The following is a 26,749-nucleotide window of genomic DNA, read 5'->3' on the forward strand; positions in this document are numbered from 1 at the left end:
GTGACCTGGGGCACTCTTGGGGTAAACCATGTGTCCGGATCCGGCCACAAAAAGGGAAGGGGCCGATCCGCGCTCGGACCGGCCCCGGAAGGTCACGTCAACATAGGCGTGACCACGTCAATTCCATGAGCATGTGTTCGGCCTGCCGGCGCTCGCGCCACTCGGCGCGCAGCCGGCGGGCCGACAGCCGGCGGCGCTGGTGCTCGCGCCGCTTGTCGACGTTCATCTGCAGGTTGACCAGTTCGTAGAGCAGCATCGTACGGAGTGTCCTTCCGGGGCTAACGGTATTTCGGCGACGGCGCGGATCGGCGGGTGCGGAACGTGGACCGGATGGCCGGGTGCCCGGTGGCTCAGGCGGCCACGGGCTCGGCGTTTTTCCTGGGGCGGCCGCGCGGGCGCTTCTGCGCCACGACCTTGCCTGCGACGAGCAGTTCGCCGCCCCAGACTCCCCACGGCTCCCGGCGCTCAAGAGCCTCGGCCAGGCACTGCTCGCGGACCGGGCAGTCCTGGCAGATGGCTTTGGCCGCCTCGACATCCGCCGGTGCTTCGGCGAAAAAGAGGTCGGGCTCCTGCCGGCAGGGGATCTCGATCTCGCCGAAACTCGACGTTTGCAGGACCGACGCAAGCATCGGTGTCCTCCCTGATCTGTGGTGTCGAACGCGGTTGGCGACTTCATCGGCCGGACATGCGTCCGGCGGCGGGGCCACAACCTGCGATGCGATCCGAAAGGGCGCTCCCCATTACTCGGGAGCACTCTGACTTGAGGATCAAAATGGCCGCGGCCCCTTTGCGGGGTCCGCGGCCACGGGAAGACTTACCCGGCCTTTGGTGCTAGACCGGGATGTCCCGTGGACACTCCCCCACTACGCCCTTGAGGCGCGGGGATCCTGCTGCGAGCTCGGTTTCCAGGCGGTTGCAATCCGCTGTACGGGCGAGACGGGCATAAAAACGCTCCAGACCCGTCATCCCGTGGTGCAGAACCCGCTGCTGGTCGATGCCCGAGACACCGACGTGCTGCGGCTTAACGCGCAGGGCGCCACTGCGCACGGTGTCCCGGGACATGACGACGGACTCGCCGGTGACGGCGATGGAACCGGGCTTCAAGTTCATGATCATTTGATGGGACACCTCCTTCACGGTCGGGCCGGCGGACTTTCGTCCGCAGCCTGCGCGGGCGCTAACGGGGTCAAGACTATGGCGGCGGGCAGAAGACGGGCAACCTATTTTTGACCTGCGAATTCGGCCGGACCCGGCCACGGGTCGCCCGGCACGCGCATGTGTGAACGGCTACCCGGATGCGCCGGTATCGGTGTCGACCACGCGCAGCAGGCCCTCTTGGACCACCGAGCACACCAGGTCGCCTTCGCGGGTGTACACCAGGCCGCGTGCCAGACCGCGGGCGCCGCCGGCGGTGGGGGTCTCTTGGGCGTAGAGCAGCCACTCGTCGGCGCGGAACGGGCGGTGGAACCACATGGCATGGTCGAGGCTGGCCATGGAGATCCCCGAGAACGAGCGCCCGTGGCTGAGCAGCACGGTGTCGAGCAGGGTCATATCCGACGCGTAGGTCATCAGGCACACGTGCAGCAGCGGGTCGTCGGGCAGGCGGCCGTCGACCTTCAGCCACACCAGGTTGTCGGTCGTGCTGAGGCTGGGGTCGCGCTCGACCTCGAAGGACAGCGGGCCAACCGGGCGCAGCTCGATCGGGTGCCAACTCGCGAAGCGCGGCACCCGGCCGAACGCGCTGTAGAGGCGTTCGCGCATGGTCGGCAGTTCTTCGGGGCCGGGGGCGTCGGGCATGGCGACGCGGTGTTCCAGGCCGGGTTCGGCCTTGTGGAACGACGCCGAGAGCGTGAAGATCGCCTTGCCGTGCTGGATCGCGGTGACACGCCGGGTGGTGAAGGAGCGGCCGTCGCGCACCCGGTCGACGTCGTAGACGATGGGCACCGCGGGGTCGCCCGGGCGGATGAAGTAGGCGTGCAGGGAGTGCACGCTGCGCTCGGCGGGCACGGTGCGCCCGGCTGCGACCAGGGACTGCCCGGCGACCTGGCCGCCGAAGACCCGCTGCGGACCGCCATCGGGGCTGCGGCCGCGGAAAATGTTGTCCTCGATGCGCTCCAAGTCGAGGGTGTCCAGCAGCCCGGCGACGCTCTGGCCCGGCCGGCCCTGCTGATCCCGCAGGTCCGGCTGGTCCGGCTGATCCTGGCGGCCGGCCTGTTCCCGGTCGGGCCGGCCGTGGTCGGGCCGCCCGGCCGTGTCAGTCGGTCTGCGGCTCGGTCGGTCCCCCATCGGGCTCATCTCCCTCGCGGTGGTCGGCGGGTTCCTTGCCTGCGCACAACGCCAACACGGCATCACCGTAGCGCTCCAGCTTGACCGCGCCCACGCCGGATATGCCGGAGAGGCGGCCGCGGTCGGCGGGGACGTGTTCGGCGATGGCCTGCAGAGTGGCGTCGGTGAAGACGACGTAGGCCGGGACTTTCTGTTCGTCGGCCACACCCCGCCGCCATTCCTTCAGCCGCTCCAGCAGCGCCTCGTCGTAGTCGGCGGGGCAGTCCAGGCACCGGTTGAGCTTGCGTTCGGCGGCCTCGATGAGGGTGTTGCCGCAGATCCGGCACCGCACGACCTTGGCCTGTTTGCGGTTTTCGCGGCCGGCCAGCGACGGCGACGCCGGCCGCAGGCCGTCGAGGAAGCGCGACGGTTTGCGGGACTTGCGGCCGCCGGGCGAGCGGGCCAGCGACCACGACAGCGACAGGTGCTCGCGGGCGCGGGTGACCCCGACATAGAAGAGGCGGCGTTCCTCCTCGACCTGCTCGGCGGACTCGGCGAAGACGATCGGCATCAGCCCTTCGGTCAGCCCCACCAGGAACACCGCGTCCCATTCCAGCCCCTTTGCCGAGTGCAGGGAGGCCAGGTTCACCCCCTCGTACTCGGGGGCGTGCTCGGTGGCCACGCGGGCGTCGAGCTCGTCGGCGAAGTCCTGCATGGTGGCGCCGGGCCGGGCGGCGGCGACGTCCTCGGCGAGCTGGGCCAGGGCGGCCAGCGACTCCCAGCGCTCGCGCGCCTGGCGGCCTTCGGGGGGTTCGGGGGTCAGGCCCATCGGGACGAGGATGTCGCGCACGGTCTGGACGAGGGGGTCGGAGCCGGCCCCTTGGCGGGCCCCGCGCAGGGTGTGCACGGCCTGTTTGATCTCGGGGCGTTCGAAGAAGCGGGTGGCGCCGCGCACGGTGTAGGCGACCCCGGCATCGGCGAGCGCCTGCTCGTAGGCCGCCGCCTGGCCGTTGGTGCGGAACAGCACCGCGATTTCGCGTGCGGGGGTGCCGGAGTCGATCAGCGCGGCGATCTTGCGGGCCACCGAGGTGGCTTCGGCGGGTTCGTCGTCGTACTCGGTGTAGATGGGGTCGGCGCCGTCGGGGCGTTGGGCGACCAGTTCCAGGCGGTGTTCCGCGGCGGGGCCGCGGGCGTGTTCGAGCGCGCCGTTGGCCACCCGCACCACCTGCGGCGTGGACCGGTAGTCGCGGACCAGCCGCACGACCGTGGCGTGGGGGTAGGCGGCGGAGAACCCGGTGAGGAAGCTGGGGGTGGCGCCGGCGAAGGAGTAGATGGTCTGGTTGGGGTCGCCCACCACGCACAGGTCGTCGCGGTCGCCCAGCCAGGCGTCGAGCAGCAGTTTCTGCAGCGGGTTGACGTCCTGGAACTCGTCGACGACGAAGTAGCGGTACTGGTCGCGGACGCGTTCGGCGATCTGGGGATGTTCGGCGATCATGGCCGCGGTGAGCTCCAGCATCGACTCGAAGTCGAGCAGGTTGCGGTCGCGGCACCGTTCCTCGTAGGCCTCGTAGGCCCGGGCAACGTCGTGGACCGGCATGGGGGCGGCGCGGCCGATCTTGGCGATGGATTTTTCGTAGTCGGCCGGGCGGACCTGGGTGGCCTTGGACCACTCGATCTCGCCGGCGAGGTCGCGCAGCCCGGTGCGGTCGAGCTGGAGGCCGCAGGAGTTCGCCGCCCGTGCGACCTCTTGGATCTTGCTGTCGATGAGGGTGGGCGGGGGGCCGCCGATGGCCTGGGGCCAGAAGTAGGAGAGCTGGCGCACGGCCGCGGAGTGGAAGGTGCGCGCCTGGACCCGGGGCGCGCCCAGCGCACGCAGCCGGCCCCGCATCTCGCCGGCGGCGCGGGTGGTGAAGGTCACCGCGAGGATCTGCTGCTCGGTGGCGATACCGCTGGCGACCGCATGCGCGATGCGGTGGGTGATGGCGCGGGTTTTGCCCGTGCCGGCTCCCGCCAGGATGCACACGGGGCCGCGCAGCGCACGCGCGGCGTCGAGCTGTTCGGGGTCGAGCCCCTCGAGCACGCGGTCGGGGTCCATGCTTGCGCCTCCAGTCGAGTGCGCCCCCGCACCGGGACGCTCGGGCGGGACGGGTTCGGGGTGGTGTCGGCTCTGCAGTGGTTGGTCGGCGTTTTTCAGCGGCCACGCGCGGCTGCACCGGCAACAGCCGACCGCATCCATCCGCTCAGTCTCTCAAGTCTCAGCCATGGGTGCGTGCGGCGGAAGCGGACGGCGCGGTTGTGGACGGCGCGGTTGCGGACACGGGCACGGCCGGTGGCGCCTATCCGGTGCGGCGATCCGGGCGGGGTTGCGGCGCCGGCGGCGCCAACGCAGGCTGCGCAGGCACCGGCCGCCGTTTTTGCGGAACCGCGGTGCGCTGCGGCACGTCCGACCAGCTGGCACGAAGCAGTACCGGGGAAGCTCCGCGCGGCACACAGCGTTGCAGACTTGCAGGTAAGCAGTGTTGCACGTTGCGCTTGTCGCGGGCCCCGGCCGGGGCCCGCCCCGATGTCGAAGGAGATTGTGCGATGACCACCCCCGACGGCGGTTCCATCACGATGTACACCACCCCCTGGTGCGGCTTCTGCAAGCGGTTGAAGAGCCAGCTGGCACGCGAGGGCATCCGGGTCGACGAGGTCGACATCCAGGAGGAGCCCGAGGCGGCCGAATATGTGATGCGGGTGAACGGCGGCAACCAGACCGTTCCGACCGTTGTCTTCGCCGACGGATCGGCGATGACCAACCCGTCGCTGGCGCAGGTGAAGGACAAGCTCGCGGCGTCGATGTCGTGACCGAACGGCACGAGAGGCCACCGCCCGGGGCGGATTGCGGCCGGCGCCCTTCACGGGGGAGTTAGGAATTGGGGAAAGACGTGACGTCGAACAGCACGGCCGGCACGGCGGGCACCCCGTACGGCATGATCCAGCGGACCGCTGAGGGCTGGCGCGTGCACAACGGCGAGGAACTGCCCGACCTGCTCAACGCCATGGTCCTCGCCGACCTGCTCGCCGCCGAAGACCAGCCGCGCACCGCGGTGCCCGCGCCCCCGCGGGCATCGGGTGCCGGCGGCGAAGAGGAGCGCCTGCGGATGACCGTGGCGCAGCTGGAACACGCCCTGCACACGCGGGTCGTGGTCGAGCAGGCCATCGGTGTCCTGGCCGAGCGCCACCGGCTCACGCCGCGCAAGGCGTTCGAGCTGCTGCGTTCGGCCTCGCGCTCGCGCGGCCGCAAGGTCGCCGACCTGGCCGCCGACGTGGTCGCCAGCTCCACCAACCCGCTGACCGCGCTGCCCGGCGAGCTCGCCGCCGAGGGCGCAGCCGCCGAGGCCACTCGCCGCCGCGGCTGACTCGTGCCGTTCTGCGCCGTGCGGCGCGGCCGCCCGCACCCGTGCCCCGGCGGGTTCGCAGGCGGTGGCCCGCCGCTCGGCTACCACTCGCCGGGCAACCGCCCGCCGTACCAGTGCTCGATGAGTTTGCGGGCGATCGAGACCGAGCCCGGCAGCAGCACCTCGCCCGATTCCGCCGCCTCGCGCAGAGCGGTGCGGGTGAACCAGCGAGACTCGGAGATCTCCTGGTCGTCGGTGCGTTCGGCGTCGCCGACGGCGCGCGCCGTGTAGCCCAGCATCAGGCTGCGCGGGAACGGCCAGGGTTGCGACGCCTGGTAAACGGGGTCGGTGACGGCCACCCCGACCTCTTCGGCGACCTCGCGCACCACGGCCTGCTCCAGCGATTCCCCGGGCTCGACGAACCCGGCCAGCACCGAGTAGCGGTTCTCGGGCCAGCGGGGGTTGTGGCCCAGCAGGCACTCCTCGCCGGCGCCGGATCCGCGGTGCACCAGCATGATCACCGCGGGGTCGGTGCGGGGGTAGTGTTCCGTGCCTTCCCGGGTGCACACCCGCAGGTGGCCGGCTCCGGCCGAGCGGGTGGCGGCGCCGCAGGCGGGGCAGAAGCGGTGGGTGGCGTTCCAGTGGGCGAGTGCGACGGCGCGGGTGAACAGGCCGGAGTCGCGGTCGCCGAGCAGGGCGCCGGTCTCGCGCAGCGACGCCGGCCGGGCGCCGGGGATGTCGGGCAGCCCGTGGTCGGCTGCGGCCAGGACGGCGAAGTGCGCCCGCCCGGTCTCGTCGGTGCCGAGGAGGTACCGGTCGCCTTCGGGAGCGTGTTCGGGTGAGGTGAACACCACGTGCGGCTCGCCGTCGCGGTCGGTGGCGACCAGGGTGCGCGAGCGGCGGTCCAGCAGCATCCGGCGGTCCTCGGCCGCGGGGTCGCCGCTTTCGAGGACCAGGACGCGCGTGCCCGGGTCGGCCCAGGCTTTCTCCAGCCAGGTGTCGTCGGTCCGGCGGTGGCCGACCGGATCGATGGTTCCGCGGGAGAGCGCTGGGGTCTCGGTTGAGGAAAGCATCGGCCCTTCTCATCGTAGGGAGGTCGCGGGGCGGACGCCGCCGCATCCGGCCCGGCCGTGCAGGCCGGGGAAACGGGGAATGCAACGCGGGGACGCGGCCGGGGCGACGGACCCTGCACCGGGCGCTGTCCCGGCGGGGATCAGCGGGCCTGCGGCGCCGCCCGGCCCAGGTGCTCCCACAGGTAGGCGGCGCTTTCGGCGCCCTTGAGCAGCAGGGGGATCTCGACCTTCTCGTTGGGTGCGTGGATGCGGTCCTCGTCCAGCCCGACGGCGACGAAGACCAGCGGTGCGCCGAGGATGTCGGCGAGGTCGGCTTCGGGGCCGCTGCCTCCCTCGCGGGTGAACAGCACCTCGGTGCCGAACGCCCGCTCCATGGCCGAGCGGGCGGCCCGCACCGCACCGGAGCCGATGTCGGAGGCGCAGGCCCGCACGCCGGGGCCGCTGAACTCCACCTCGGCGGTCAGGCCGGCGGGCACGGTGCCGGCGACGAACCTGCGCACCGCTTCCTGCACGCGGGCGGTCTCCTGGCCGGGTACCAGCCGGAAGCTGACCTTGGCGTGGGCCGAACGCGGCACGATGGTCTTGCTGCCGGCGCCGGTGTGCCCGCTCCACATCCCGTTGATCTCGGCGGTGGGGCGCAACCAGATGCGTTCCAGAGTGCTGTATCCGGCCTCGCCGGAGGCCGCCCGGCTGCCGGCGGTGCGCAGCCACTCCGCCTCGTCGAAGGGCAGTTTGGCGATGAGGGCGCGCTCCTCACCGCTGATTGCGGCGGCGCCGTCGTAGAAGCCGGGCACGGCGACCCGGCCCTGTTCGTCGTGCAGCGCGCCGAGCAGGCCGGCCATGGCGCGGGCGGGGTTGGGGACCGCGCCGCCGAAAGAGCCGCTGTGCATGTCGGCCGCGGGTCCGGTGATGCTGATCTCGCAGTCGGTCAGCCCGCGCATGCCCACGCACATCGACGGTGTGCCGGCCGACCACATGGTGGTGTCGGAGACCACGACGACGTCGCAGGCGAGCCGGTCGCGGTGGCGTTCGAGCAGTTCGGCGAAGTGCGGCGAGCCGGACTCCTCCTCGCCTTCGATGAGCATCCGCAGTGTCACCGGCGGCGCGTCCTCGCCCGATGCCGCCAGGCCCGCCCGCACGCCCAGTGCGTGGAAGAGCACCTGGCCCTTGTCGTCGGAGGTGCCGCGGCCGAGCAGCCGGTCGCCGCGCTCTTCGGGCGCGAACGGTTCGGTGTCCCACCCGTCGGCCGTGTGCGCGGGCTGCACGTCGTGGTGGCCGTAGACGAGGACCACGGGGGCGGCGGGGTCGGCGGCGGGCCACTCCGCGAAGACGGCGGGCATGCCGCCGGTCTCCCAGACCTCGGTGGTGGGGAACCCGGTGGCGGCCAGGTGCAGGCGCAGCCATTCCGCCGAGCGCCGCACGTCGCCGTGGTGGCCCGGCTCGGCCGAAACCGACGGGATCGCCACCCACTCCTTGAGCGCGGCGACGAACTCGCCGCGGTGCTCCTCGACGTAGCCGCGCACATCCATACCCGACCGCTTCCTTCCTCGAATTGCCGGTTCCGCGGCGACCCGCCGCTGCTCTGAGCCTAATGTCCCGGGTGGGGCGGCCGGGCAGACGGCCGACAGGTACCGCAGAGCCACGCCGGGCGGTACCTGAGCGGCATGCCCGCAGGGGGCCCGGCCCTCTAGGGTTTTCCTCCGGGCTCGCCCGGCACCGCGGCGTTCGGCGGTTGCCGGTGCGGCCCCGTAATCTGCGGACTCGACGTTAGGCGGGCATGTCCGGCGAAGAACTGCCGACCGGGAGCAGTGCACCATCCCGGCAGAACGTGGCGCCCGCCGCGGCGGACGCCCTCCTGGACGCGCTGTGGCGGCGGGCGGAGCACGTCGCGCGGTGGCTGCCCGCCGACGACCCCGATGACCCCGGCGCGGCCGGCACCGCCGCTCCCCCGCTGCTCGGCGGGGTGTGCGCCGCCATCGCCGCGCGTACGGGGCGCCCGGCGGCCGAGGTGCGGCGGAGCTTCGCGCGGCAGGTGGTTCCGGCGCTCGCCTACCCGCTGCTGTGGCTGGTGCGCCTCGCCGGACGCCCCGGCGCCGAAGGCCGCGAACGGTTCGACGGGATCCTTTTCCTGGGCGCCGCTGCACTGTTCACGGCGGTCGCGAGCGCCGCGCAACTGTGGAACTCCGGCGCCGAGGGCCTCCCGGCGACCGCAGCCGGAGCCGCGCTGGGAGCGCCGCTGCTGGCGCTGCGCGGGTCCGTGCTGCTGGTGTGGCGGCTGATGACCGCGGCGGTGGCGGTGTCGATGCTCATGCTGCCGGCCGGCGACGCCGTCCCGGTCCCGGTGGCGGCGGCGGTGTTCTACCTGGCCGTGCTGTTCGTTGCCGGCACCCAGTACGACCGGTCCGTCGTGGCCGCCATCGGCGCGTGTACCGCAGCGGTCGTCATCCTGGGCGCGGTCCCGCAGGCCACGGCAGGGGTGTGGTGTGCCATCGCCGCTGCGGCGGTCCTGCTGATCGGCGACAACGTGCGGCTGCGCGGGGCCCACGCGGGCCGGCTGCACCGCATGGCCGCGGCCGCACCCGCCACGCCGCGCAAGCAGGCGGCCGCCGCCCATGGGGACGCCGGCGGCGGCGCGGTCCGCCCCCGCGGCCCGCGCAACCGCGATCCGGCGCACAACGGCGTACCGGGTCCCGCGGCCATCGTCCGCGCTGTGTGGGACGCGCTCTGGGGTACCCCCGGAAACCGTCCCCAGGGCCCGCTGCGGCTGTTCCACGGCCCGCACCGCCCCGCGCAGGGCCGCATCGTCGCGGGCGTGTGCGCCGGGCTGGCGCGCGGCTCCCAGCCCATGGCCATCACCCTGCGCATCCTGTTCCCCATCGTCTCGCTGCCGCTGGGCATCGCGGTGTACCTGCTGCTGTGGCTCGTGCTGCCCGATGAGCGCACCGGGCCGGCCGGGGGCGCCGGTCCGGAGTCCGCCGGGGCCGCGGGCGAGGGGCCGCAACAGCAGCAGCCTGCGCAGCCGCGCGAGGTGACGGCGTGGTTCGTGCTGTTCGGGTTGAGCTGCGGGGTGGCCGCTCTCGTCGCCGTCCAACTGGTCGAGTTCTACCAGTTGGACGTTGTGGTGTCGGTGCTGCTGGGCGGCGCGGTGGGTCTGCCGTTCGCGCTGCTGCCGTTCGCCCCGCTGCTGTGCTGGCGCATCATGGCGGCGGGACTGGTCGCCGTGCTCATCGCGGTCGGCAACAGCGCTCCGCCGCTGCCGGCCGGCGTCGCAGCGCTTCCGCAGTACCACCTGTGGCCGTGGCCGGTGGCGGCGCTGGTGGCCCTGCCCGTCGTCCTCTACGCGGTGGCGGTCAACTATCCGGGACGGACCACGGTCGGGGTCGGGATGGTCACCGTCACCGCCTGCTTCCTCTCCGCCTACCCCCTCGTGGGCACCCACCCCGGGCAGACGGCCTGGCTGTCGGCCGCAGTTGCGGCCGTCCTGCTGTTCGGCTACAACGTGCGCAGCAGGCGCGCCGCGCAGCAGCGGCTGGCGCGGGAGAGCGCGCTGCGCCGCCGGGACCGCGCGCGCCAGGCCCTGCTGGAGGAGCGCTCCCGCATTGCGCGGGAACTGCACGACGTGGTCTCGCACCACATGTCCATGATCGCCATCCAGGCCGACGCCGCCCCCTACAAGTTCCGCGAGCTGGGCTCCGGACCCGCCGGCACCTTCACCGCCATCCGCGACGCCGCCCGCGAGGCGCTGGCGGAGACCCGGCGCGTGGTGGGGCTGCTGCGCGAGGAGCACGAGGCTCCCGAGAACGCGCCGCAGCCGGGGTTGGCGATGCTTCCGGACCTGGTCGAGGGCGTGCGCCAAGCGGCCGTGGACGTCACCCTGGAGGGCGGCCCGCAGGCCGCGCACGAGGCCGCCCAGGGCCTGCCCGGCGCCGTGGACCTGTCGGCCTACCGGATCGTGCAGGAGTCGGTGAGCAACGCCGGCCGGCACGCGGTCGGCTCGCCGGTCACGATCACCCTCACTCGCACCCCGTCGCTGCTCACGGTCCGGGTGTCCAATGGGCCGCCCCCGGGCGGCGACCCGGGTACCGGGTCCGAACCGGGCGGCAACGGAGCGGCCGGGGCCGACTCCGGCGGCCACGGCCTGGTGGGCATGCGCGAACGCGCGGCCATGCTCGGCGGCCGGCTGCTTGCGGGACCCACCGAAAACGGCGGGTTCGACGTCGTTGCCGAGCTGCCCGTCGGATCTTCGGGCGGCGATGAGCCCTAGGCTGGGCTCCATGCCCATCACCGTGATCGTCGCCGACGACCAGGACATGGTCCGCGACGGCATCGCCGCGCTCCTCGACGCCGCCGAGGACATCTCGGTCGTGGCCCAGGCCGCCGACGGCCGCGAAGCGGTGGCGCTGGCCGCGGAACACCGCCCCGACGTGGTCGTGATGGACGTCCGCATGCCCTCGATGAACGGGCTCACCGCCACCCGCGAGATCGCCGGCGGCACGGGCGAGCACGGCCCGCGCGTCCTCATGCTCACCACCTTCGACCTGGACGAGTACGTCTACGAAGCCCTGGGCGCGGGGGCCAGCGGCTTCCTGCTCAAGGACGCGCCAGTGGACGACCTGCGCGCGGCCGTCCGCATCGTCGCCAAAGGCGAGGCGCTGCTGGCGCCCTCGGTCACCCGGCGGCTGATCGCCGATATCGCCGAACGCCGCCGCGGCAAGATCAGCGCCCGCCCCGAAAGCGTCGGCGAGCTGACCCCGCGTGAAGCCGACGTGCTGCGCCAGATCGCCCGCGGCCTGTCCAACGGCGAGATCGCCGAGGAGCTGTTCCTCGCCGAGCAGACCGTGAAGTCCCACGTCGGGCGCATCCTCACCAAGCTCGCGCTGCGCGACCGCACCCAGGCGGTCGTGTTCGCCTACGAGAACGGGTTGGTTTAACCGCCGGCCCGCCGCCGGCGGGAGCGGGAGTCTCCGTGCGCCGACCGAGGTGCACGCGCGCAGCGGCGGGTGGGGGCAGCACCCGTGTGCCATCCCCCTCAAGGGGCAGGCGCTGATTCGCTCTCAGCGGTGACGCGATCTCGGTGGCCCGCTGCCTAGCGTCATGCCCCATGACACGACGGATACCGGCACTGCTCCTTATCGCGCTGGTGGCCACCATGGGCCTGAGCAGCGGCTGGCGGTGGCAGACCGAGCCGACAGACGGGCCGCCCGCGCCGCTGGACTACACCGAGACCGAACTGGACGGGCACGTGCTGCTGGCCGAGGACCCGACCGGGTCCGGGCGCGTGGTCGAAGTCCTCGGAGATCTGGACGGTGCCGAACACGTCGCCGTCGTCGTTCCCGGCTCCGGCCAGACCCGGCACAACTTCCGCGAGAGCACCGCGGCCCCGGGTGCGGTGCCGCTCAGCAACGGCCGCGCCCTCTACGCCGAGATGCGCCGCCGCGCCCCCGAGCGCGGCGCGGCCGTCGTGGTGTGGCTCGGGTATCTGCCGCCCCAGGGCTACGGCCTCGAACACGCCGGCATCGGGCAGGCCCGGCAGGGCGCCGGCGAACTGGTCCGTTTCGCACGCGAGGTGCTGCCCGACCGCGCCCACGTGACACTGGCCTGCCACAGCTACGGTACCGCCGTGTGCGGGCTGGCCACCGCGCAACGGGGCGTTGCCGACGACGTCGTCGCCCTGGCCAGCCCGGGAATGGGGGTGGCCGACGCCGGCGCGATCCGGGCGCGGGTGTGGGCGACCCGTACCCCCGACGACTGGATCCGCTGGGTGCCCAATGTGAGCATCGGCCCGATCGGGTTGGGCGGCGACCCGATGAACCCGCGGTTCGGCGCCACCCGGTTCGCTCCGGGCGGCATCAGCGGCCACACCCACTACTACCGGCCCGGCAGCGCCGCCCTGGCCGCCACGGCGGCGATCGCGGCGGGCGACGCGGATTCGGTCGACGCGGCCGCAGCGGCGCGGCCGTGAAAGCGGACCGGCCCGCAGCCGGCGCGCCGCTCCGAACCGGGCCACCGCCGCCGCGGCCGGTCAGGTCTGTGCGAGCACCTGCCGCAGCTTGGCCGCGAACCCTTCGGGGTCGCCCGACATGCCGTACTCACTGTACTCGTCGCCCAGGAACCCGGCGTGGTGGCTGGGGAAGACCGCGGGCTCGCCGCCGAGCCCCTGGGCCACTCCCCCCGCCCCCCGCGCGGCCATGGTCCCTTCGGACTCCCGGCCCAGTGCGGCAACGATGCGGGTGGGCGCCGCGGCCAGGGCCTCGAAGTCGGGCCGGTAGGCGGTGCAGCCGCGCAGGTTCTGGCCCAGGAGGGGGTCGCCGCGCGAACCGTCGTCCTCGGTGGGCAGCCCGAACGAGGCGGGGTCGGGGCCGGGTTCGTCGGCGTAGGTGCCGGGGATGGGCCCGACCTGCCCGGTGAAGTCGATGAACTTCGCCATCGCGGGCCCCATGCCCCTGGTCTCGTAGGTCCGGTGGATGGCCTCGCAGACGGCCAGCACCTGCTCGCGGTCCGGCAGCACCCGGGCGGTCGGCGGCTCGTGGGCGACGAGGGTGCGCACCTGTTCGGGGTGCTCGGCCACCAGGGCGAGGCCGTTGACCGCACCCCCGCTGCTGCCGAACAGGTCGACCCGGTCGGCGCCGAGTGCTGCGATCACCCGGTGCAGGTCGGCCGCGTGCTGCTGCGGGACCAGTTCCCCGGTGCCGTCGCTGCGGACGCTGCGGCCGGTGCCGCGCGGATCGTAGGTGACGACCGGCCGGTCGGTGAAGTACGACGCCAGCGTGGTGAAGCCGCTCGCGTCCATCGGCGAGCCGACCAGCATGAGGACCGGGGCGTCCGCGGTGGCCGCGCCAAGGCCGCCGCGGATGTCGTAGGTGATGGCCGCTCCGGGAGCGTCGAGCGTGCGGGTGTCGATTGCGGTCATGGCGCAGCCCTTTCCGTGTATGGCGTTGGCGGGTTCTGCAGTGCAGACCGGCGGCCGCGGGAAAACTCATCGGTTGCGGCGCCGCGCGTGTGGCCGGTGGCAGGTCCTATGCCGCCGGGACCGGCCGCACCCCGCCCGGCACGTTCAACCCGCGGCGTGTGCCGCGATGCCGTCCAGGACGTAGCCGAGCCCTTCTTCGAAGACGGTGTCGGCGCCGTCGTGGCGGGCGTCTCGGATCACGCGGGCCACGGTCGGGTAGCGGCCGCTGGCCGCGACTCGCAGCATGTACGGACCGGCGGTCTGCTGCATCTGCCGCCGGTCCATGCCGGTGGCCTGTTCGGCGCGCAGGTCGGCGATCTCGCGCCGCACGGCGCCGATGGTGTAGGAGTTCACCGCGGCGACGGCTTTGAGCACGGTGTCGATGTCCTCGAATCCGGGTGTGCCGTCCAGTGCGGCCAGCTCCGCCTCCTGGCGGTCCAGCGCGTTGGGCCCGATGTGCGGGCGCCCGCCCAGCAGTTCGACGAACCAGGGGTGCCGGTGTGCGGCCCGGCGCAACCCGCGGGCACCGGACCGCAGCACCGCCTGCCAGTTGCCGCCCGCCGCATCGGACCCGTCGCGCCGGCCTTCCGCTGCTTCCCCGACGATCTCGCCGTAGACGGAGTCGACCATCAGCTCCAGCAGTTCCTCCTTGGTGGCGATGTAGCCGTAGAGCCGCATCGGCCCGGCGTCCAGCGCGGCGGCGACCTTGCGAAGCGATACCGCCGCCAGCCCGTCTGCATCGGCCAGTTCGATGGCGGCACGGACGATCCGGTCCCTGCTCAGCGGGCTCAGGGCGGGCCGGCCGGGTGGTTCGGGGCGCTCCCAGACCAGCCTCGGTTCCGCGCCTCCGTCGTCGCCCGCTCGCGCCATTGACCGCACCGCCTTTCCCGAACCCGCACGGATGTGTGCTCCGCCACTACCGTACAACGCATCGATGAAATACAGTGTATAAGTCAATACACCGTATCGAGATTCTCAGGAGGCGGCCGCCATGCGATCGCAACCAACCGCACAAGCCCGGCAACCCGAATCGACATCGGTCCTCGTGGTCGGCGGAGGCCTGGCCGGCCTGTCCACCGCACTGTTCCTGGCCTGGCACGGGGTTCCCGCAGTGCTCGTCGAACGGCACCAGGGCAGCTCCCCGCACCCGCGCGCGATCGGCTACCACCGCCGTACCCTGGAGCTGTACCGGTCGGTCGGTTTAGCGGAGCTGATCCCCCAGGTGCCTCCCGGCGCCCAGGTGCGCCGGCGGCGGGTCGAGAGCCTGACCGGGCGGTGGTTCGAAGAGATGCACTGGCAGTCCGGCGACGCACCCGCGCCGGCCACCGAGTACTCCCCGTGCGGCAAGGCCCAAATCGCCCAGGACACCCTGGAACCGATCCTGCGCGGCCGCGCGGCCGAACTCGGCGCCGACCTGCGTCTGGGCACCGAACTCGTGTCCTTTGAACAGGACGGGCACGGTGCAGGTGTAGAAGCGCTCATACGCAACCGCGCTGACGGCACCGCCCACGAACTGCGGGCGGAATACCTGGTGGCCGCGGACGGCAACCGCAGCCCGGTGCGCGAATCGCTGGGTATCGGGCGCAGCGGCCGCGGCGGTATCGGCGTCATGCGCAGCGTGCTGTTCCGTTCCCCCGTGATGGACCAAGCCCCTCGCGGCGGCATCCACCAGTTCCAGATCGACCAGCCCGGTCTCAAAGGAATGCTGTCCGACTACAGGGACGGCCGGTCGCTGCTGATGCTGCACGAAGACGTCGACCGCGACGAGGAGGCCCTGCTCGGGCTGATCGCCCAGGCGCTCGGGCGCCCGGACCCCGACGCCGAGATCATCACGACCGGACGCTGGGACCTGACCTTCTCCATCGCCGACCGGTACCGGCAGGGCCGGATCTTCCTCGCGGGAGACGCGGCGCACACCCTGCCGCCGAGCCGGGGCGGCTACGGCGCCAACGTCGGGATCGAGGACGCGCACAACCTCGCCTGGAAACTCGCCGCCGTCATCTCCGGCGAAGCCGGGCCCGGGCTGCTGGAGACCTACGACGCCGAGCGCCGCCCCGTCGCATGGCTGTGCCACGACCAGATCATCGCCCACAACGACGGCCACGTCAGCGAAGCCGGCACCCGCGGCGCCGCGTTGAGCGACGACGCGATGGAGCTCGGCCTGCTGTACCGCTCGGACGCGGTCCTCGGGGCCGGAGCGCAACCGCCTCCGGCCGCACGGCCCGACGAATGGGCCGGCCGGCCGGGTACCCGCGCGCCGCACGTGTGGCTGGACCGCGGCGGCGAACGGCTCTCCAGCCTGGACCTGTTCCAGCAGGGCTGGGTACTGCTGACCGAGGACCCCCGGTGGGCGGCCGCCGCCGACCGGGCGGCCGCCCGGCCCGGGCCGACCGCGGCCTGCCGGGTCCTCGGCGCCGGGCTGGCACCCCAGGTGCCGGACGCGTTCCGGCGCGCGTTCGGGCTCACGCGCAGCGGCGCCGTGCTCGTCCGCCCGGACGGCTACATCGCCTGGCGCTGCACCGAGGCGCCGGCGGTGGACTCCGAACTCGCCGAGGCGGTCGGTTCCGCGTTGCAGCTCGCGTCCTGCCTCGCGGGCGCCCACGCACCGAGCGGCGCCGCCTGAGCCATCAGCGGCTCCCGGTGCGGCAGGGAGCCGGGGCGCTACACCTGCGGCAGGTCGTCCAGCAGGGCGGCCAGGCCCTCGCCGTCGAGCAGGTCGGCGGGGCGCACGGTCTCCTCGGCGCGGACGTAGTGGAACGCCGCGCGGACGCTGCCGAGCGGTACCCCGGCCAGCTCGGCCCAGGCGATGCGGTAGGCGGCCAACTGCACGGCGACCGCGCGGCGCTCGCGGGCGGTCTGCGGCGGGCGCCCGGTTTTCCAGTCGACGACGTCGTAGGTGCCGGTGCCGGAATCGCGGAAGACGGCGTCCATCCGGCCGCGCACCAAGCGGTCGCCGATGATCGTCTCGAAGGGGACCTCGACTTCCAGCGGGACCCGCCCGCCCCACTCGCCGGCGTCGAAGCGGCGCTGCAGGTCGGCCAGGTCCTCGTCGCTGCCGGCACCGTCGTCGGCCGCGCCGGGGAGTTCGCCCGGCACCAGCAGGCTCTGCTGGCCGAAGCGCTGCTCAAGCCAGGCGTGGAACGCGGTGCCGCGCCGGGTGTGCGGCGCGGGCGGGCGCGGCAGCGGGCGGCGGATCTGGCGGGCCAGGGCCGCTGGGTCGCGGGCCAGCGACACCAGCGACGACACCGACAGGTGCGCGGGCAGTTCGACCGCGATGGTGCCGTCGGCGCCTGCGGGGACCGCGGTGTCGCGGTAGGCAAGCAGCAGGTCGGTATCGCGGGACCAGCCGTCCAGCCGGCGCCGCATGGACGCGGGCATGCGGGCGCGGTCGAGCAGGGACAGCCACCGCTCGCCGAGGGTCTCGGCGGCGGAGCCGGTATCCGCGGGCTCCGCCTGCCGCCGCTCAGGCTGCTGGGGCGGATCCGGCTCCGGCCGCTGGGCCGGGTCGCCGCGGCCGCCCTGGTCGGGCGCCGCGGCATCGCCGGCGCCGATCGCCGCACCGGCCGGGCCGCCCCCCTCGACCGTGCCTGCTACGCCGACCCCGCCTGCTTCGCCGACTCCGCCGGCCCCGCCGTTCCCATCGGCCGTGCCGGACCCGCCCCGCCGCGCCCGGGCGACCAGTTCGGCGCCTTCGGCGATCTCGCTGCGGCGCCGCGCCGCGGACTCTTCCAGATCGTCGGGCCGCTGCGGCCACGACACCGGCGCCACCTCGACGGTCTGCGGGTTGGTCTCGCCCTCCTCCGGGGGAGCGGCCCAGGCCGCCACGCGCCCGGCGCCCTGCTCGCAGGCTTCGCGGATCTCCTCCAGGAAATCCGACGGCCCCCGCTGGCTCGTGCCGGCATGCCCCCACCAGTGCCCCGAGCACAGCAGCGCGAACGACGCCCGCGTGACGGCGACGTAGGCCAGCCGGCGCTCCTCCATGCGGTGGCGCTCCTTGTCGGCCGCTGTGAACTCCTCGATGCTCGCCTTGTCCACATCGGCGAGCCGCGGCAGCCCGGCGGCGTCGCCGCGCAGCGGGAACGGCAGCTTCTGCTCCTTGGTGACCCACCCGCCGGCGTCGCGCGGCCTGGTGGGGAACACCGGCGAGGTTTTGCCGCCGGACAGCCCCGGCACCACCACCAGCGGCCATTGGAGGCCCTTTGCGGCGTGCACGGTCATCAGCTTGACGGTGTCGCTGCCGCCGACCCGCTCGCCCGGCTCCAGGCCTTTCTCGGCTTCCTCGGCCGAGCGCAGGTAGTTCAGGAAGGTGCCCAGCGTGGGGTCCTCGCTGTTGCCGACGAAGCGCACCGCCGCGTCCAGGAACGCGTCGAGGTCGGCGCGGGCGGCCACCGGGTCGCGGCCGGGGCGCGCACCCACTTCGATGTCCAGGCCCAGCGTGCGCTCGACCTCGCCGACCAGGTCCGGCAGCGGCTGGGCGGCCAGGCGGCGCAGCGCGCGCATCTCGGCGCCGAGGGCCGCCAACCGGTGGTAGCCGGTCTCGGAGTAGCGCTCCGCGGGGCCGGGGTCGTCCAGCGCGTCGACGAGGCTGCCGCTTTCGGCCGTGAGGTCGAGCACCGTGCGCCGCAGCAAATCTTCATCGGCGTCCTCGCCGGGCGGCGCCTCCTGGGCCGGGCCCGCCAGGTCGCGGCGGGTCTCCTTGGCGAGTTCGGCGGCGCGCTCGCCCAGTGCCACCAGGTCGCGCGGGCCCATGCGCCAGCGCGGGCCGGTCAGCAGCCGAGCCAGCTCGTTGCCTGCGGTGGGGTCGTGCAGCACCCGCAGCGTGGCGACGATGTCGCGGACCTCGGGCACGGTCATCAGCCCGCCGAGCCCGACCACCTCGACCGGGATGCCCTGCGCCTCCAGCGCCTCGCGCAGCACCGGGAACTGCGAGCGTTTGCGGCACAGCACAGCCACGTCGTTGTAACCCAGCCCGTCGCCGCCTTCGCCGGCCGGCCAGTCGGCGCCGTCCGGTGCCAGGTGGGCGGGCTGGTCCAGGCAGGTCCGCACGGTCTCGGCGATCCAGCGGGCTTCGCCGGTCTCGGTGTGGAACAGCCCGCAGGCCACGGTCCCGCGGCCGCGGCGCGCGGCGCCCGGGTACAGCACCGGCACGTACCCGCTCTCCTCGCGCAGCGGCTCGGAGACGTGCCCGGCGACCTGCAGCACCCGTTCGCCGTTGCGGAAGCTGGTGGCGAGCTTGCGCACGGGCGCCGACCGCCCCGGCGCCTGGGGGAAGTCGGTGGGGAAGCTGGTCAGGTTGCCCGCGCTGGCGCCGCGCCAACCGTAGATGGACTGGCAGGGGTCGCCAACGGCCGTGACCGGATGGCCGCCGCCGAACAGGGCCCGCAGCAGGGTGAGCTGGGCGTGGCTGGTGTCCTGGTACTCGTCCAGCAGCACCACCCGGAACCGGCTCTGCTCGACCAGCCCGACCTCGGGATGGCGCAGCGCGATGCGCGCGGCCAGGGCCACCTGGTCGCCGTAGTCCATCACCTCGCGGTCCTGTTTGGCGGCGATGTAGCGCTCGACCAGCGGCAGCAGCTGCTCGCGGCGGCGCTGGGCCGCCTGCAGGTTCCGGGTTGCGGTGCGCGGTTTGCCGGGCAGCGCCGCCACGCGCTCGGCGATCCAGGCGCCGATCCCCCGCACGTCATCGGGGGTGCGCAGGTGGTCGGCCAGTTCACCGGCCAGTTCCAGCACCCGGTCGTTGACCGTGCGGGGCGCGACGGTGATGTCGTCCATCGGCCCGTCGTAGTCGGCGACGATGCGCGCGGCGAGCTGGTAGGACTGCCCTTCGCTGATGAGCCGGATCGAGGGCTCGACCGCCTCGCGCAGCGCGTGGTCGCCGACCAGCCGGGCCGCGTAGGAGTTGTAAGTGGAAACCGCGGGATCGCCGTCGAGGACCTCTTCGGGCACCTGCTCGGTGGCGCGCAACTGGTCCAGCCGCTTGCGCACGCGTTCGGCCAGCTCGGCGGCAGCCTTGCGGGTAAAGGTCAGGCCGAGCACGTGTTCGGGGCGGACCAGGCCGTTGGCCACCAGCCACACCACCCGCCCGGCCATGGTCTCGCTCTTGCCGGAACCGGCGCCCGCGATGACCACACCCGGCTCCAGCGGCGCGGCGATGACATCGGCCTGCTCGGCGGTGGGCTCGGGCTGGCCCAGCATGCGGGCCAGTTCGGCCGGGCTCAGCCGGCGCCGCGGAAAACCGGCCGCGGTATCCGGGGCCGCGGCCCCGTGCTCCGTGGCGGTCACACGCTTTTCCCTTCGTCGTGCACAGGGCAGCTGGAGCGTACTGCGCAGGAGTCGCAGAAGTCGTTGCGCATCGCTTGGAAGCGCGCACCCGACATGCCTTCGGCGACGCCGCGCACCAGCTCCTCCGACCACCCCGGTTCGGGGTCCTCGCCCAGTGGCGCCTGGCTCTGGGTGCGGGCCTTGTTCGCGAGGGCGGCCTTGCCCACCTGCACCAGCTCGGCGCCGCCGGGTTCGGCCAGCCCGAACTGCGCGAAGGCCGACTTGAGCACCGCCAGCTGGTACACGCCGAGCTGGGGGTGGCGCGCCAGGTCGGTGTCCTTCGGCTTGCCGCTTCCGGTCTTGATGTCGACCACCACGGCGCGGCCCTGGGCGTCCTTCTCCAACCGGTCGACGCGCCCGGTGATCTCGATGCCGCCGATGTCGACCTTGAACCCCTCCTCGGTGACGACGAGTTCGCGCTCGCCGGTCTCGTGCCAGGCAAGGAGCTTGCGCACCATTTCGTCGGCGCGTTCGCGCTCCTTGCCGGCGAACCACCGGCCGCCGAAGTCCAGCTCGGACCAGATGTCGTCCATGCGGCGCCGGATGTCCTCGACCCCCGCGCCGTCGGCGACGAGAACGGCGACCGCGTGCACGATACTCCCCAGCGCCGACGTGAGCTCCGTGGCGGAGGCCCCCGCCGCGTTCTCCAGCAGCCAGCGGAGCTCGCAGGTGGTGAACCGCTCGACCTGCGACGGCGAGACCCGGATGGCGCCCTGGTCGGCGCTTTCGACCAGCGGGCGGTCGTCGGAGACCGGGGTCAGGGCGTACCACTCGGCGGGGTCGGCGCCGCGGACCCCTTCGTCGGCGAGCCGGGCGAGGTGGGCGGCGGCGGCGCGGCGCAGCGGGTCGGGGCGCTGGGGGTCGGTGACCACCGCGCGCAGGTCGGCCACCAGCGCGGGCAGGGACAGCCAGCGGCGGCCGGTGCTGACGCGCTCGGGCTCGCCCAGCCCGAGTTCGGTGAGGAACCGGGAGGGGCGCTCCTCGGTGTCGTCGCCGCCCACAGCGGTGACGACCAGGCGGCGGCGGGAGCGGGTGATGGCGACGTAGAACAGCCGCCGTTCCTCGTCGAGGAGCTTGGACGCCACGGCCGCTCCGGCGGCGCCGGTGGAACCGGGGTCGGCGCCCGCGGCGGGCTCGCCGAACCCGGCGGCGGTGTCGATGAGCTGCTCGACGCCCAGCAGCGAGCCGCGCAGCCGCAGGTCGGGCCAGTCGCCCTCCTGGACTCCGGCGACCACGGTGAGGTCCCACTCCAGGCCTTTGGAGCGGTGCGCGGTGAGGATGCGGACGGCTTCGCCCTCGGGTGCGCGTTCGGCGAGGCTGTCGGCGGGGATCTCCTGGGCTTCGAGGTCTTCCAGGAAACCCAGCGGCAGGCCGGGCGGCAACCGGTCGCAGTAACGGGCGGCGCTCTCGAACAGGGCGACGACGGCGTCGAGGTCGCGGTCGGCTGCGGCGCCGCGCCGACCGCCCGCCTGGCTGGCGCGCAGCATCCGGTCCGGCAGGCCCGAAGCCTGCCAGACCTCCCACAGCACATCCTCGGCGGAGCCGCCGCCTGCGGCGCGGTCGCGGATCAGCCGCAGGTAGTCGGCGATGCGCCGGGCGGGGGCGGCGACGTCGGGGTCGACAAGGGTCAGTTCGCGGGGGTCGCGCAGCGCGTCGGCGATCAGTTCGGAGGAGGGGCGGTTGCCGCGCGGGTGGCCGTGCGCGGACTCGCCGAGAGGTTCGGGGCCGGGGCTTTCAGGGCGGGGTGTACCGGGGGCGGGAGCCTCGGAACCGGGAGTCGCGGGGTCGGGCGGTTCGGCGCGATCGGATTCGCCGGCGGTGTCCGCGGCAGCGGCGGCGCCGGCATCGGCCCCGTCCGGTGTGTCGCCGCCGGCGGAAGCGGTGCCGCCGGCGTCGTGGTCGGCCCCGGTGTCCGGGCCCGCCTGCTGCTCAGCCGACCGGCGCTGGACGGCGCGGTGGTCGAGGTCCAGGCGGCGCAGGGCGCGCGCCAGGCGGCGCAGCCGTACCGTGTCGGCCTCGCCGAACTGGCTGGTGAGGAGTTCGTGCGCGGCGTCCTCGTCAATGGTTTCGGGACGCAGCGCGCAGCGGATGAGCAGCAGCAGGGCGCGCACGATCGGCTCGACGGCCAGCGGGATCTCGTCGCCGCCCACGGCCACCGGCACCCCGGCCGCCGCCAGCGCGCGGCGCAGGGTCGGCATCTGCCGGGTGGCCGAGCGCACCAGGACGGCCATTCGCGACCACGCCAAGCCGTCGATGAGGTGCGCGCGGCGCAGCGTGTCGGCGATGACCGCGGCCTCCTGCGCAGGGCTTTCGGCCATCAGCACCTGCGTGTCGCCCTCGGGTGCGTGCTCCCCCGGCACCAGGGCGCGGTGCGCGTTCACCGGGCCGCCGCCGGGCGCCGGTGCGGCGGGTAGGCGGCGGGCGAGCCCGCGCGAGGCGGCCAGCAGCCCCGCGCCGCTGCGGCGGCAGGTCTGCAGCGCCACCACGGGTGCGGGTGCGCCGCTGAAGGCGGGGAAGCGCTGCGGGAACTCCAGGATGTTGCGCACGTCGGCGCCGCGGAAGCCGTAGATCGACTGGTCGGGGTCGCCCACCACGACCAGGTCGCGGCCCTCGCCGGCCAGCGCGTGCAGCAATTCCTCCTGGGCGGGGTCGGTGTCCTGGTACTCGTCGACGAAGACGGCCTCATGGGCGGCGCGTTCGCGGGCCTGGACCTGCGGGTCGTTGAGCAGGGTGGCGGCGACCCGCACCAGCTCGGCGTAGTTGAACGTGGGCACCGGCGCGATGTCGAAGCGGCCGGTGTAGCGGTCCAGGAAGTCGCCGACCGCCACCCAGTCGTCGCGGCGGTGCTCGCGGCCGAGGCGGTCGAGGTCGGTGGAGTCGAACCCGCGCTCCTGCGCGCGCATCAGGAAGTCGCGCAGCTCCTCGGCGAAGCCGCGGGTGGTGAGGGCCGGGCGCAGCCGCTCGGGCCACATGGCGGCGCCGTCGCCGGACTCGCCGGCGAGCAGTTCGCGGACCTCCATGAGTTGTTCGGGTCCGGAGAGCAGCCGCGGCGGGTGGTCGCCGAGGCGGCTGAACTCGCGGCGGATCAGGGCATAGGCGTAGCTGTGGAAGGTGAGCGCGAGCGGCTCGCGGGTGGTGCGGCGCAACCGCGCGGTGATGCGTTCGCGCAGTTCTTGGGCTGCTTTGCGGCTGAAGGTCAGCACCAGCAGGCGCGCGGGGTCGACGCCGCGGTTCTCGATGCGGTCGACGACGGCTTCGACGATGGTCGTGGTCTTGCCCGTCCCCGGCCCGGCGAGGACCAGCAGCGGCCCGCCCTGGTGCGCGACGACACGCTGCTGGTTCTCATCCAGGCTCGGCGGCGGCGCATCGGCGTGCACGCGCCGCACAAGACGGTACGGGGATGAGTTCACCCCTGACAGTTCACCAGACCCCCATGACAATCCGGTGCGATCTGCGGTATCCGCTGTATCACCCGCCCCGTTCGCACCCCTGCACAGAGCGGCCCGGATCGGGCGCGGGAGCGCTCGCTCGGGTACTCGGACGCGGCCGGGGCGCTCGGTCGGGCAACCGAGCGGTAACGGCTGGTGCGGTAACGGGTCGCGCGGTAGCCGAAGCAACGGCGGGGCCGCCGGTGCAGCGGATGCCACGCGGGATATCAGTCGAGGACGGCGTAGGCCTCGACCTCGACGAGCACGTCGGGCTCGAACAGGTAGTCGATGCCGATGAGCGACAGGGGAGGCAGCGGCCGCGGGATCGCGAGCTCGTCGGAGACGCGGTCGATGCCCGCCATGAAGTCGTCCATCTTCTCCGGGCTCCAGTCCGTGGCAAAGAACCTGAGGCGCACGACATCGGAGAAGCCCGCTCCGGCACCGGCAAGACCGCGCGCCGTGTTGCGCAGGGCCTGTTCGAGCTGGCCGGCGAGGTCGCCCGGAGCGACGGGGTTGGCCTCGGCGTTGCGGGCGATCTGGCCGACCACGTGCACGTGGCGGGTACCGGTCGCGATCGAGACGTGCTGGTAGGGCACCGGCTGCATCATGCCTTCGGGTGTCAGCAGCTGCACGGGCATGGGAAGCTCCTCTCTCACTTGCGCATCAGCAGGTATCCAATGTCTACTTGGGATACAAAGGGAACTTCAACGAGACCAGGTGTCATGCGGGAAACCGACCCCTCCGCGCCCCGGCCCGCCCGATCCGACCGCCCGGGCGGATCGATCCCCGACCGCCCCAAGCCCGACCGCGCCGTGCTCACCGCGGCGCACCGCGAACTGCTCGACCAGGTCCTCGACAAATGGTCGCTGCAGGTACTCGACGAGCTGTGCGACCAGCCCTCGCGGTTCAACGAGCTGCGCCGCGCGCTGCCGGCCGTCACCCAGAAGTCGCTTACCGCCACGCTGCGGCGCCTCGAACGCAACGGGATGGTCGAACGCATCGTCGCGAGCACGCGGCCTCTCGCCGTCGAGTACCGCATCACACCGCTGGGCAGGACTCTGCAGGAACTGATCGACGCGCTCTTCGACTGGACCACCGCCAATATGGCCGGTGTCGAGCGCGCACGCGAGCAATTCGACGACAGCGGCGGAGACTGAACCGGCTCGGGACGGTTCCGGGCAGACCGGGGCGGTCGGCACGGAATCCGCCGCACCGCGTTTCCGGGCATTGAACGGCACCGGCCACCGCGGTTCTGTGCAGCAGAACGCGGCGACCGGTGCCTATATGCGCCACCGCGGCCGGGGGGCGGGTCCCAATACTTTCTCCGGGGCGGTGATTGGTTTGCTCCGGTCATTCCGGGACGAAGAATCCCAGCGGCCGGATACCGAAGCCGCATTCGACCCGCCCGCGGGCTTCCGCGATACCCGTGCACCCCGACCCGGCCGGTTCCGCCGGCCGCGAGGCGCCCGGTGGGCGGGCCGTCCCGGGGATGCGCAGGCTCGGCCGACTTAGTGGATTTCCTGCGAAACATTTGAGGCGGATACCCGTGACCGAAAACCCCGGAGTTCCGGCGGCAAGATCATCGGAACCCCTTTGTATTCATCGGGCCGCCTAGTATCGTGCAAGGGCTGCGATCCCCTCGGGCCTCTATCCGGAAAGCCGGTTGAGGCACGCATGCACAAAATTCGTGGGACCACATCCAGTGGCCGGCACGAGACGGCGAACGAACGAATCATTGCCTGAATCAGACGAATTGATAGGGAGACCGGTATGCACTCGTTCCCTGACGGCATCCCCTGGCGCACGTCGAGCTACACGTTGAAAGAGAATTGCGTCGAGGTGTCCGATATTCCCGGCACCAGCGCGGTCCGCGACACCAAGAGCCGCGAGGGCGCGGTGCTCAAGTTTCCCTCTCTTGAGTGGCGTGCCCTCGTAGAAGCCGCGAAATCGGACGAGTTCTAACAGATAACCCGAACACTCCTCCCCGGATCCCGACAATAGGATCCGACAAACCGCGGGGTTCCGGAAACGGCACTGCCGGAACCCCGTTCCTTCCGCCGGCTGTGTTTCAGCGCAGCACGCCCCTTACCGGATCCGGGGTGTCCGACCCTGGGGCACCATGTCGGCCAACTCGACCGGGGCCCCGGATCCCGGCTCGCCCGCAGGTCCGGTGTTTGCGAGCCGGCGGTCCCGTCGCGCCCGGCGGGCCACCACCAGGGCTCGCCGGTGCAGCTGCCGCTGCCGGAAATCCGAGGCGGCCGAGCCCCGGTATCCGATGGGGCCTTCGTTGTGCCGCTGGTAGTAGCCGAGGAAACCCGCGCCTTCCGCCTGGAACCCGACGGATCCGGAATTGCCGCGCTGGTCGCGCCAGGTGACCCGTTCCACGGGCGCGCCTTTGTCGTCGATGAGCAGCCGCAGCTCGCCGGACCTGTGCCAGCCGCCGCCCCACCCCTCCTCGGTCCGGAACCGGTGCAGCGCGATGTCCCTGCCGAACCCGCCGGGGAACGCACGCCGGTCCGCCAACTCGCCGCGGTACTCGCTCAGCCGCCCGTGCGCGTCGCGGTGGAATCCGTGGAAACTCTCCATCGCCGACTGGAAGCTCACCGCCGACTCCGCACCGTCGTCGCTGCGCCACGACACCTGCGCGGGCAAGGAACGCTCGCCGCGGTCGACGTGCACGACCAGCCGCCCGGTCGCGGCTGCGCCGTCCGCCGGGTGCCTCCGGGTGGTGTAGACGAACACCGACCGCTCGGCGGCGGCCGCGGCCATCGCGCGCTCCGACCGGCCCCGCTCGTACACCGGGTCGAGGGTGATCCGGTACAGCCGCAACTTGGTGCGGGACTCCAGACTGCTGCGCACCTCCATGAGGTTGGTGCCCCGCCGCAGCCACCGGCCGGGGACCGCGAAGTCGCAGGTCTGCGGCAGGTCGCCGCCGCCGGGGACGGTCAGGTGGGACGTGACCGGCTCGCCGTTGACCAGGATGCTCATCGGCGCGTGTCCGGGAGACCGGCCGTCCTTGGACACCAGCGCGGTCACCTTGAGCGTCGCCTCGACCAGGTCCGCAGCCGGGGGCTCCCCATCGACGGCAAAGGCCAACTCGATCCCCCCGCCGGCGTCGACGGCCAGGTGGTTGCGCGCGAACCCGCACCTGCGGTACTCCACTGCGGCGTTGCCCAGGTGCGGTTCAGCTGCGGAGAAGTCGGCGAACGTGGGTTCCAAGAGGGACTCCCAAAGAGACTGCCGCCGCGGTACGACCCGGTGCCGGCGGCTCGGGGGGGTGCTTCTATGGGATTGTCAAGCCGCCCGGGCCACCGGCGGTTGGTAGAACGTCCC

21 protein-coding genes are annotated in these 26,749 nt (G+C 73.0%); 8 read left to right on the forward strand and 13 right to left on the reverse strand.

All coding sequences use genetic code 11. The annotated features are described in order from the left end of the window. Window positions 1-97 precede the first annotated feature (97 nt). From ACYVD5_RS26255 to ACYVD5_RS26275, 5 genes are all read right to left on the reverse strand, one after another. On the reverse strand, window positions 98-256 hold the full coding sequence (locus ACYVD5_RS26255; RefSeq protein WP_461003829.1) for a hypothetical protein: 159 nt from the start codon (window positions 254-256) through the stop codon (window positions 98-100). A 94-nt stretch (window positions 257-350) separates the two neighbouring features. Beyond that, window positions 351-629 (reverse strand): WhiB family transcriptional regulator, encoded by a 279-nt coding sequence (locus ACYVD5_RS26260; protein WP_461003830.1) that lies wholly within the window; start codon window positions 627-629, stop codon window positions 351-353. A 202-nt stretch (window positions 630-831) separates the two neighbouring features. Then, the gene (locus tag ACYVD5_RS26265) at window positions 832-1,116 is read right to left on the reverse strand and encodes a hypothetical protein (protein ID WP_461003831.1); all 285 of its coding nucleotides are present in this window, start codon (window positions 1,114-1,116) and stop codon (window positions 832-834) included. A gap of 171 nt (window positions 1,117-1,287) precedes the next feature. Further along, window positions 1,288-2,286 carry an acyl-CoA thioesterase gene (locus ACYVD5_RS26270; RefSeq protein ID WP_461003832.1) on the reverse strand — a complete coding sequence of 333 codons (999 nt, stop codon included), beginning with the start codon at window positions 2,284-2,286 and terminating at the stop codon, window positions 1,288-1,290. Then, the gene (locus ACYVD5_RS26275) at window positions 2,255-4,360 is read right to left on the reverse strand and encodes an ATP-dependent DNA helicase UvrD2 (RefSeq protein ID WP_461003833.1); all 2,106 of its coding nucleotides are present in this window, start codon (window positions 4,358-4,360) and stop codon (window positions 2,255-2,257) included. Before ACYVD5_RS26275 ends, ACYVD5_RS26270 begins: the two co-directional genes overlap by 32 nt. A 488-nt stretch (window positions 4,361-4,848) precedes the next feature. Between ACYVD5_RS26275 and ACYVD5_RS26280 the strand changes: the two genes are divergently transcribed. Both ACYVD5_RS26280 and ACYVD5_RS26285 read left to right on the forward strand, forming a co-directional pair. Further along, window positions 4,849-5,112 (forward strand): mycoredoxin, encoded by a 264-nt coding sequence (locus tag ACYVD5_RS26280; RefSeq protein WP_461003834.1) that lies wholly within the window; start codon window positions 4,849-4,851, stop codon window positions 5,110-5,112. A gap of 125 nt (window positions 5,113-5,237) precedes the next feature. Then, window positions 5,238-5,666, forward strand: a complete 429-nt coding sequence (locus ACYVD5_RS26285) for an ANTAR domain-containing protein (protein ID WP_461003851.1) — start codon at window positions 5,238-5,240, stop codon at window positions 5,664-5,666. Between the two features lie 80 nt (window positions 5,667-5,746). On the opposite strand, the gene nudC is transcribed toward ACYVD5_RS26285, so the two are convergent. Together nudC and ACYVD5_RS26295 are read right to left on the reverse strand one after the other, a co-directional pair. After that, on the reverse strand, window positions 5,747-6,718 hold the full coding sequence (gene nudC / locus ACYVD5_RS26290; RefSeq protein WP_461003835.1) for an NAD(+) diphosphatase: 972 nt from the start codon (window positions 6,716-6,718) through the stop codon (window positions 5,747-5,749). 140 nt (window positions 6,719-6,858) lie between these two features. Next, complete coding sequence (locus ACYVD5_RS26295) at window positions 6,859-8,247, reverse strand: M20/M25/M40 family metallo-hydrolase (RefSeq protein WP_461003836.1); 1,389 nt, start codon at window positions 8,245-8,247, stop codon at window positions 6,859-6,861. A gap of 299 nt (window positions 8,248-8,546) precedes the next feature. Between ACYVD5_RS26295 and ACYVD5_RS26300 the strand changes: the two genes are divergently transcribed. The 3 genes from ACYVD5_RS26300 (at window position 8,547) to ACYVD5_RS26310 (ending at window position 12,680) form a co-directional block, all read left to right on the forward strand. Then, the gene (locus tag ACYVD5_RS26300; RefSeq protein ID WP_461003837.1) at window positions 8,547-10,982 is read left to right on the forward strand and encodes a histidine kinase; all 2,436 of its coding nucleotides are present in this window, start codon (window positions 8,547-8,549) and stop codon (window positions 10,980-10,982) included. Between the two features lie 10 nt (window positions 10,983-10,992). Then, on the forward strand, window positions 10,993-11,649 hold the full coding sequence (locus ACYVD5_RS26305; RefSeq protein ID WP_461003838.1) for a response regulator: 657 nt from the start codon (window positions 10,993-10,995) through the stop codon (window positions 11,647-11,649). Between the two features lie 170 nt (window positions 11,650-11,819). After that, window positions 11,820-12,680, forward strand: coding sequence for an alpha/beta hydrolase (locus ACYVD5_RS26310; protein ID WP_461003839.1), 861 nt, complete (start codon window positions 11,820-11,822; stop codon window positions 12,678-12,680). A 60-nt stretch (window positions 12,681-12,740) separates the two neighbouring features. On the opposite strand, the gene ACYVD5_RS26315 is transcribed toward ACYVD5_RS26310, so the two are convergent. Together ACYVD5_RS26315 and ACYVD5_RS26320 are read right to left on the reverse strand one after the other, a co-directional pair. Further along, window positions 12,741-13,628, reverse strand: a complete 888-nt coding sequence (locus ACYVD5_RS26315; protein ID WP_461003840.1) for an alpha/beta fold hydrolase — start codon at window positions 13,626-13,628, stop codon at window positions 12,741-12,743. A gap of 144 nt (window positions 13,629-13,772) precedes the next feature. After that, on the reverse strand, window positions 13,773-14,537 hold the full coding sequence (locus ACYVD5_RS26320) for a TetR/AcrR family transcriptional regulator (RefSeq protein WP_461003841.1): 765 nt from the start codon (window positions 14,535-14,537) through the stop codon (window positions 13,773-13,775). A gap of 121 nt (window positions 14,538-14,658) precedes the next feature. Here ACYVD5_RS26320 and ACYVD5_RS26325 point away from each other — a divergent pair, with 121 nt between their 5' ends. Then, a complete protein-coding gene (locus tag ACYVD5_RS26325) occupies window positions 14,659-16,290 on the forward strand; it encodes an FAD-dependent monooxygenase (RefSeq protein ID WP_461003842.1) in 1,632 nt (543 codons plus the stop codon). A 38-nt stretch (window positions 16,291-16,328) separates the two neighbouring features. Here the strand turns inward: ACYVD5_RS26325 and ACYVD5_RS26330 are convergent, their stop codons facing one another. The 3 genes from ACYVD5_RS26330 to ACYVD5_RS26340 all read right to left on the reverse strand — a co-directional run bounded on the left by ACYVD5_RS26330 (window position 16,329) and on the right by ACYVD5_RS26340 (window position 24,054). Beyond that, entirely contained in the window at window positions 16,329-19,862 is a 3,534-nt protein-coding gene (locus ACYVD5_RS26330; RefSeq protein WP_461003852.1) for an ATP-dependent helicase, read from the reverse strand. Window positions 19,863-19,945: 83 nt separating this feature from the next. After that, entirely contained in the window at window positions 19,946-23,398 is a 3,453-nt protein-coding gene (locus tag ACYVD5_RS26335) for an ATP-dependent helicase (protein WP_461003843.1), read from the reverse strand. A 245-nt stretch (window positions 23,399-23,643) separates the two neighbouring features. Next, window positions 23,644-24,054: a RidA family protein gene (locus ACYVD5_RS26340; protein ID WP_461003844.1), complete on the reverse strand. Its 411-nt coding sequence runs from the start codon at window positions 24,052-24,054 to the stop codon at window positions 23,644-23,646. An 84-nt stretch (window positions 24,055-24,138) separates the two neighbouring features. Between ACYVD5_RS26340 and ACYVD5_RS26345 the strand changes: the two genes are divergently transcribed. Continuing rightward, window positions 24,139-24,573 carry a winged helix-turn-helix transcriptional regulator gene (locus ACYVD5_RS26345; RefSeq protein ID WP_461003845.1) on the forward strand — a complete coding sequence of 145 codons (435 nt, stop codon included), beginning with the start codon at window positions 24,139-24,141 and terminating at the stop codon, window positions 24,571-24,573. A 613-nt stretch (window positions 24,574-25,186) separates the two neighbouring features. Then, window positions 25,187-25,378, forward strand: a complete 192-nt coding sequence (locus tag ACYVD5_RS26350) for a DUF397 domain-containing protein (protein ID WP_461003846.1) — start codon at window positions 25,187-25,189, stop codon at window positions 25,376-25,378. Between the two features lie 123 nt (window positions 25,379-25,501). Here ACYVD5_RS26350 and ACYVD5_RS26355 read toward each other — a convergent pair whose 3' ends face one another. Further along, the gene (locus ACYVD5_RS26355; protein ID WP_461003847.1) at window positions 25,502-26,635 is read right to left on the reverse strand and encodes a hypothetical protein; all 1,134 of its coding nucleotides are present in this window, start codon (window positions 26,633-26,635) and stop codon (window positions 25,502-25,504) included. Between the last annotated feature and the right edge of the window lie 114 nt (window positions 26,636-26,749).

It is taken from the genome of Streptomonospora sediminis (genome assembly GCF_054778995.1).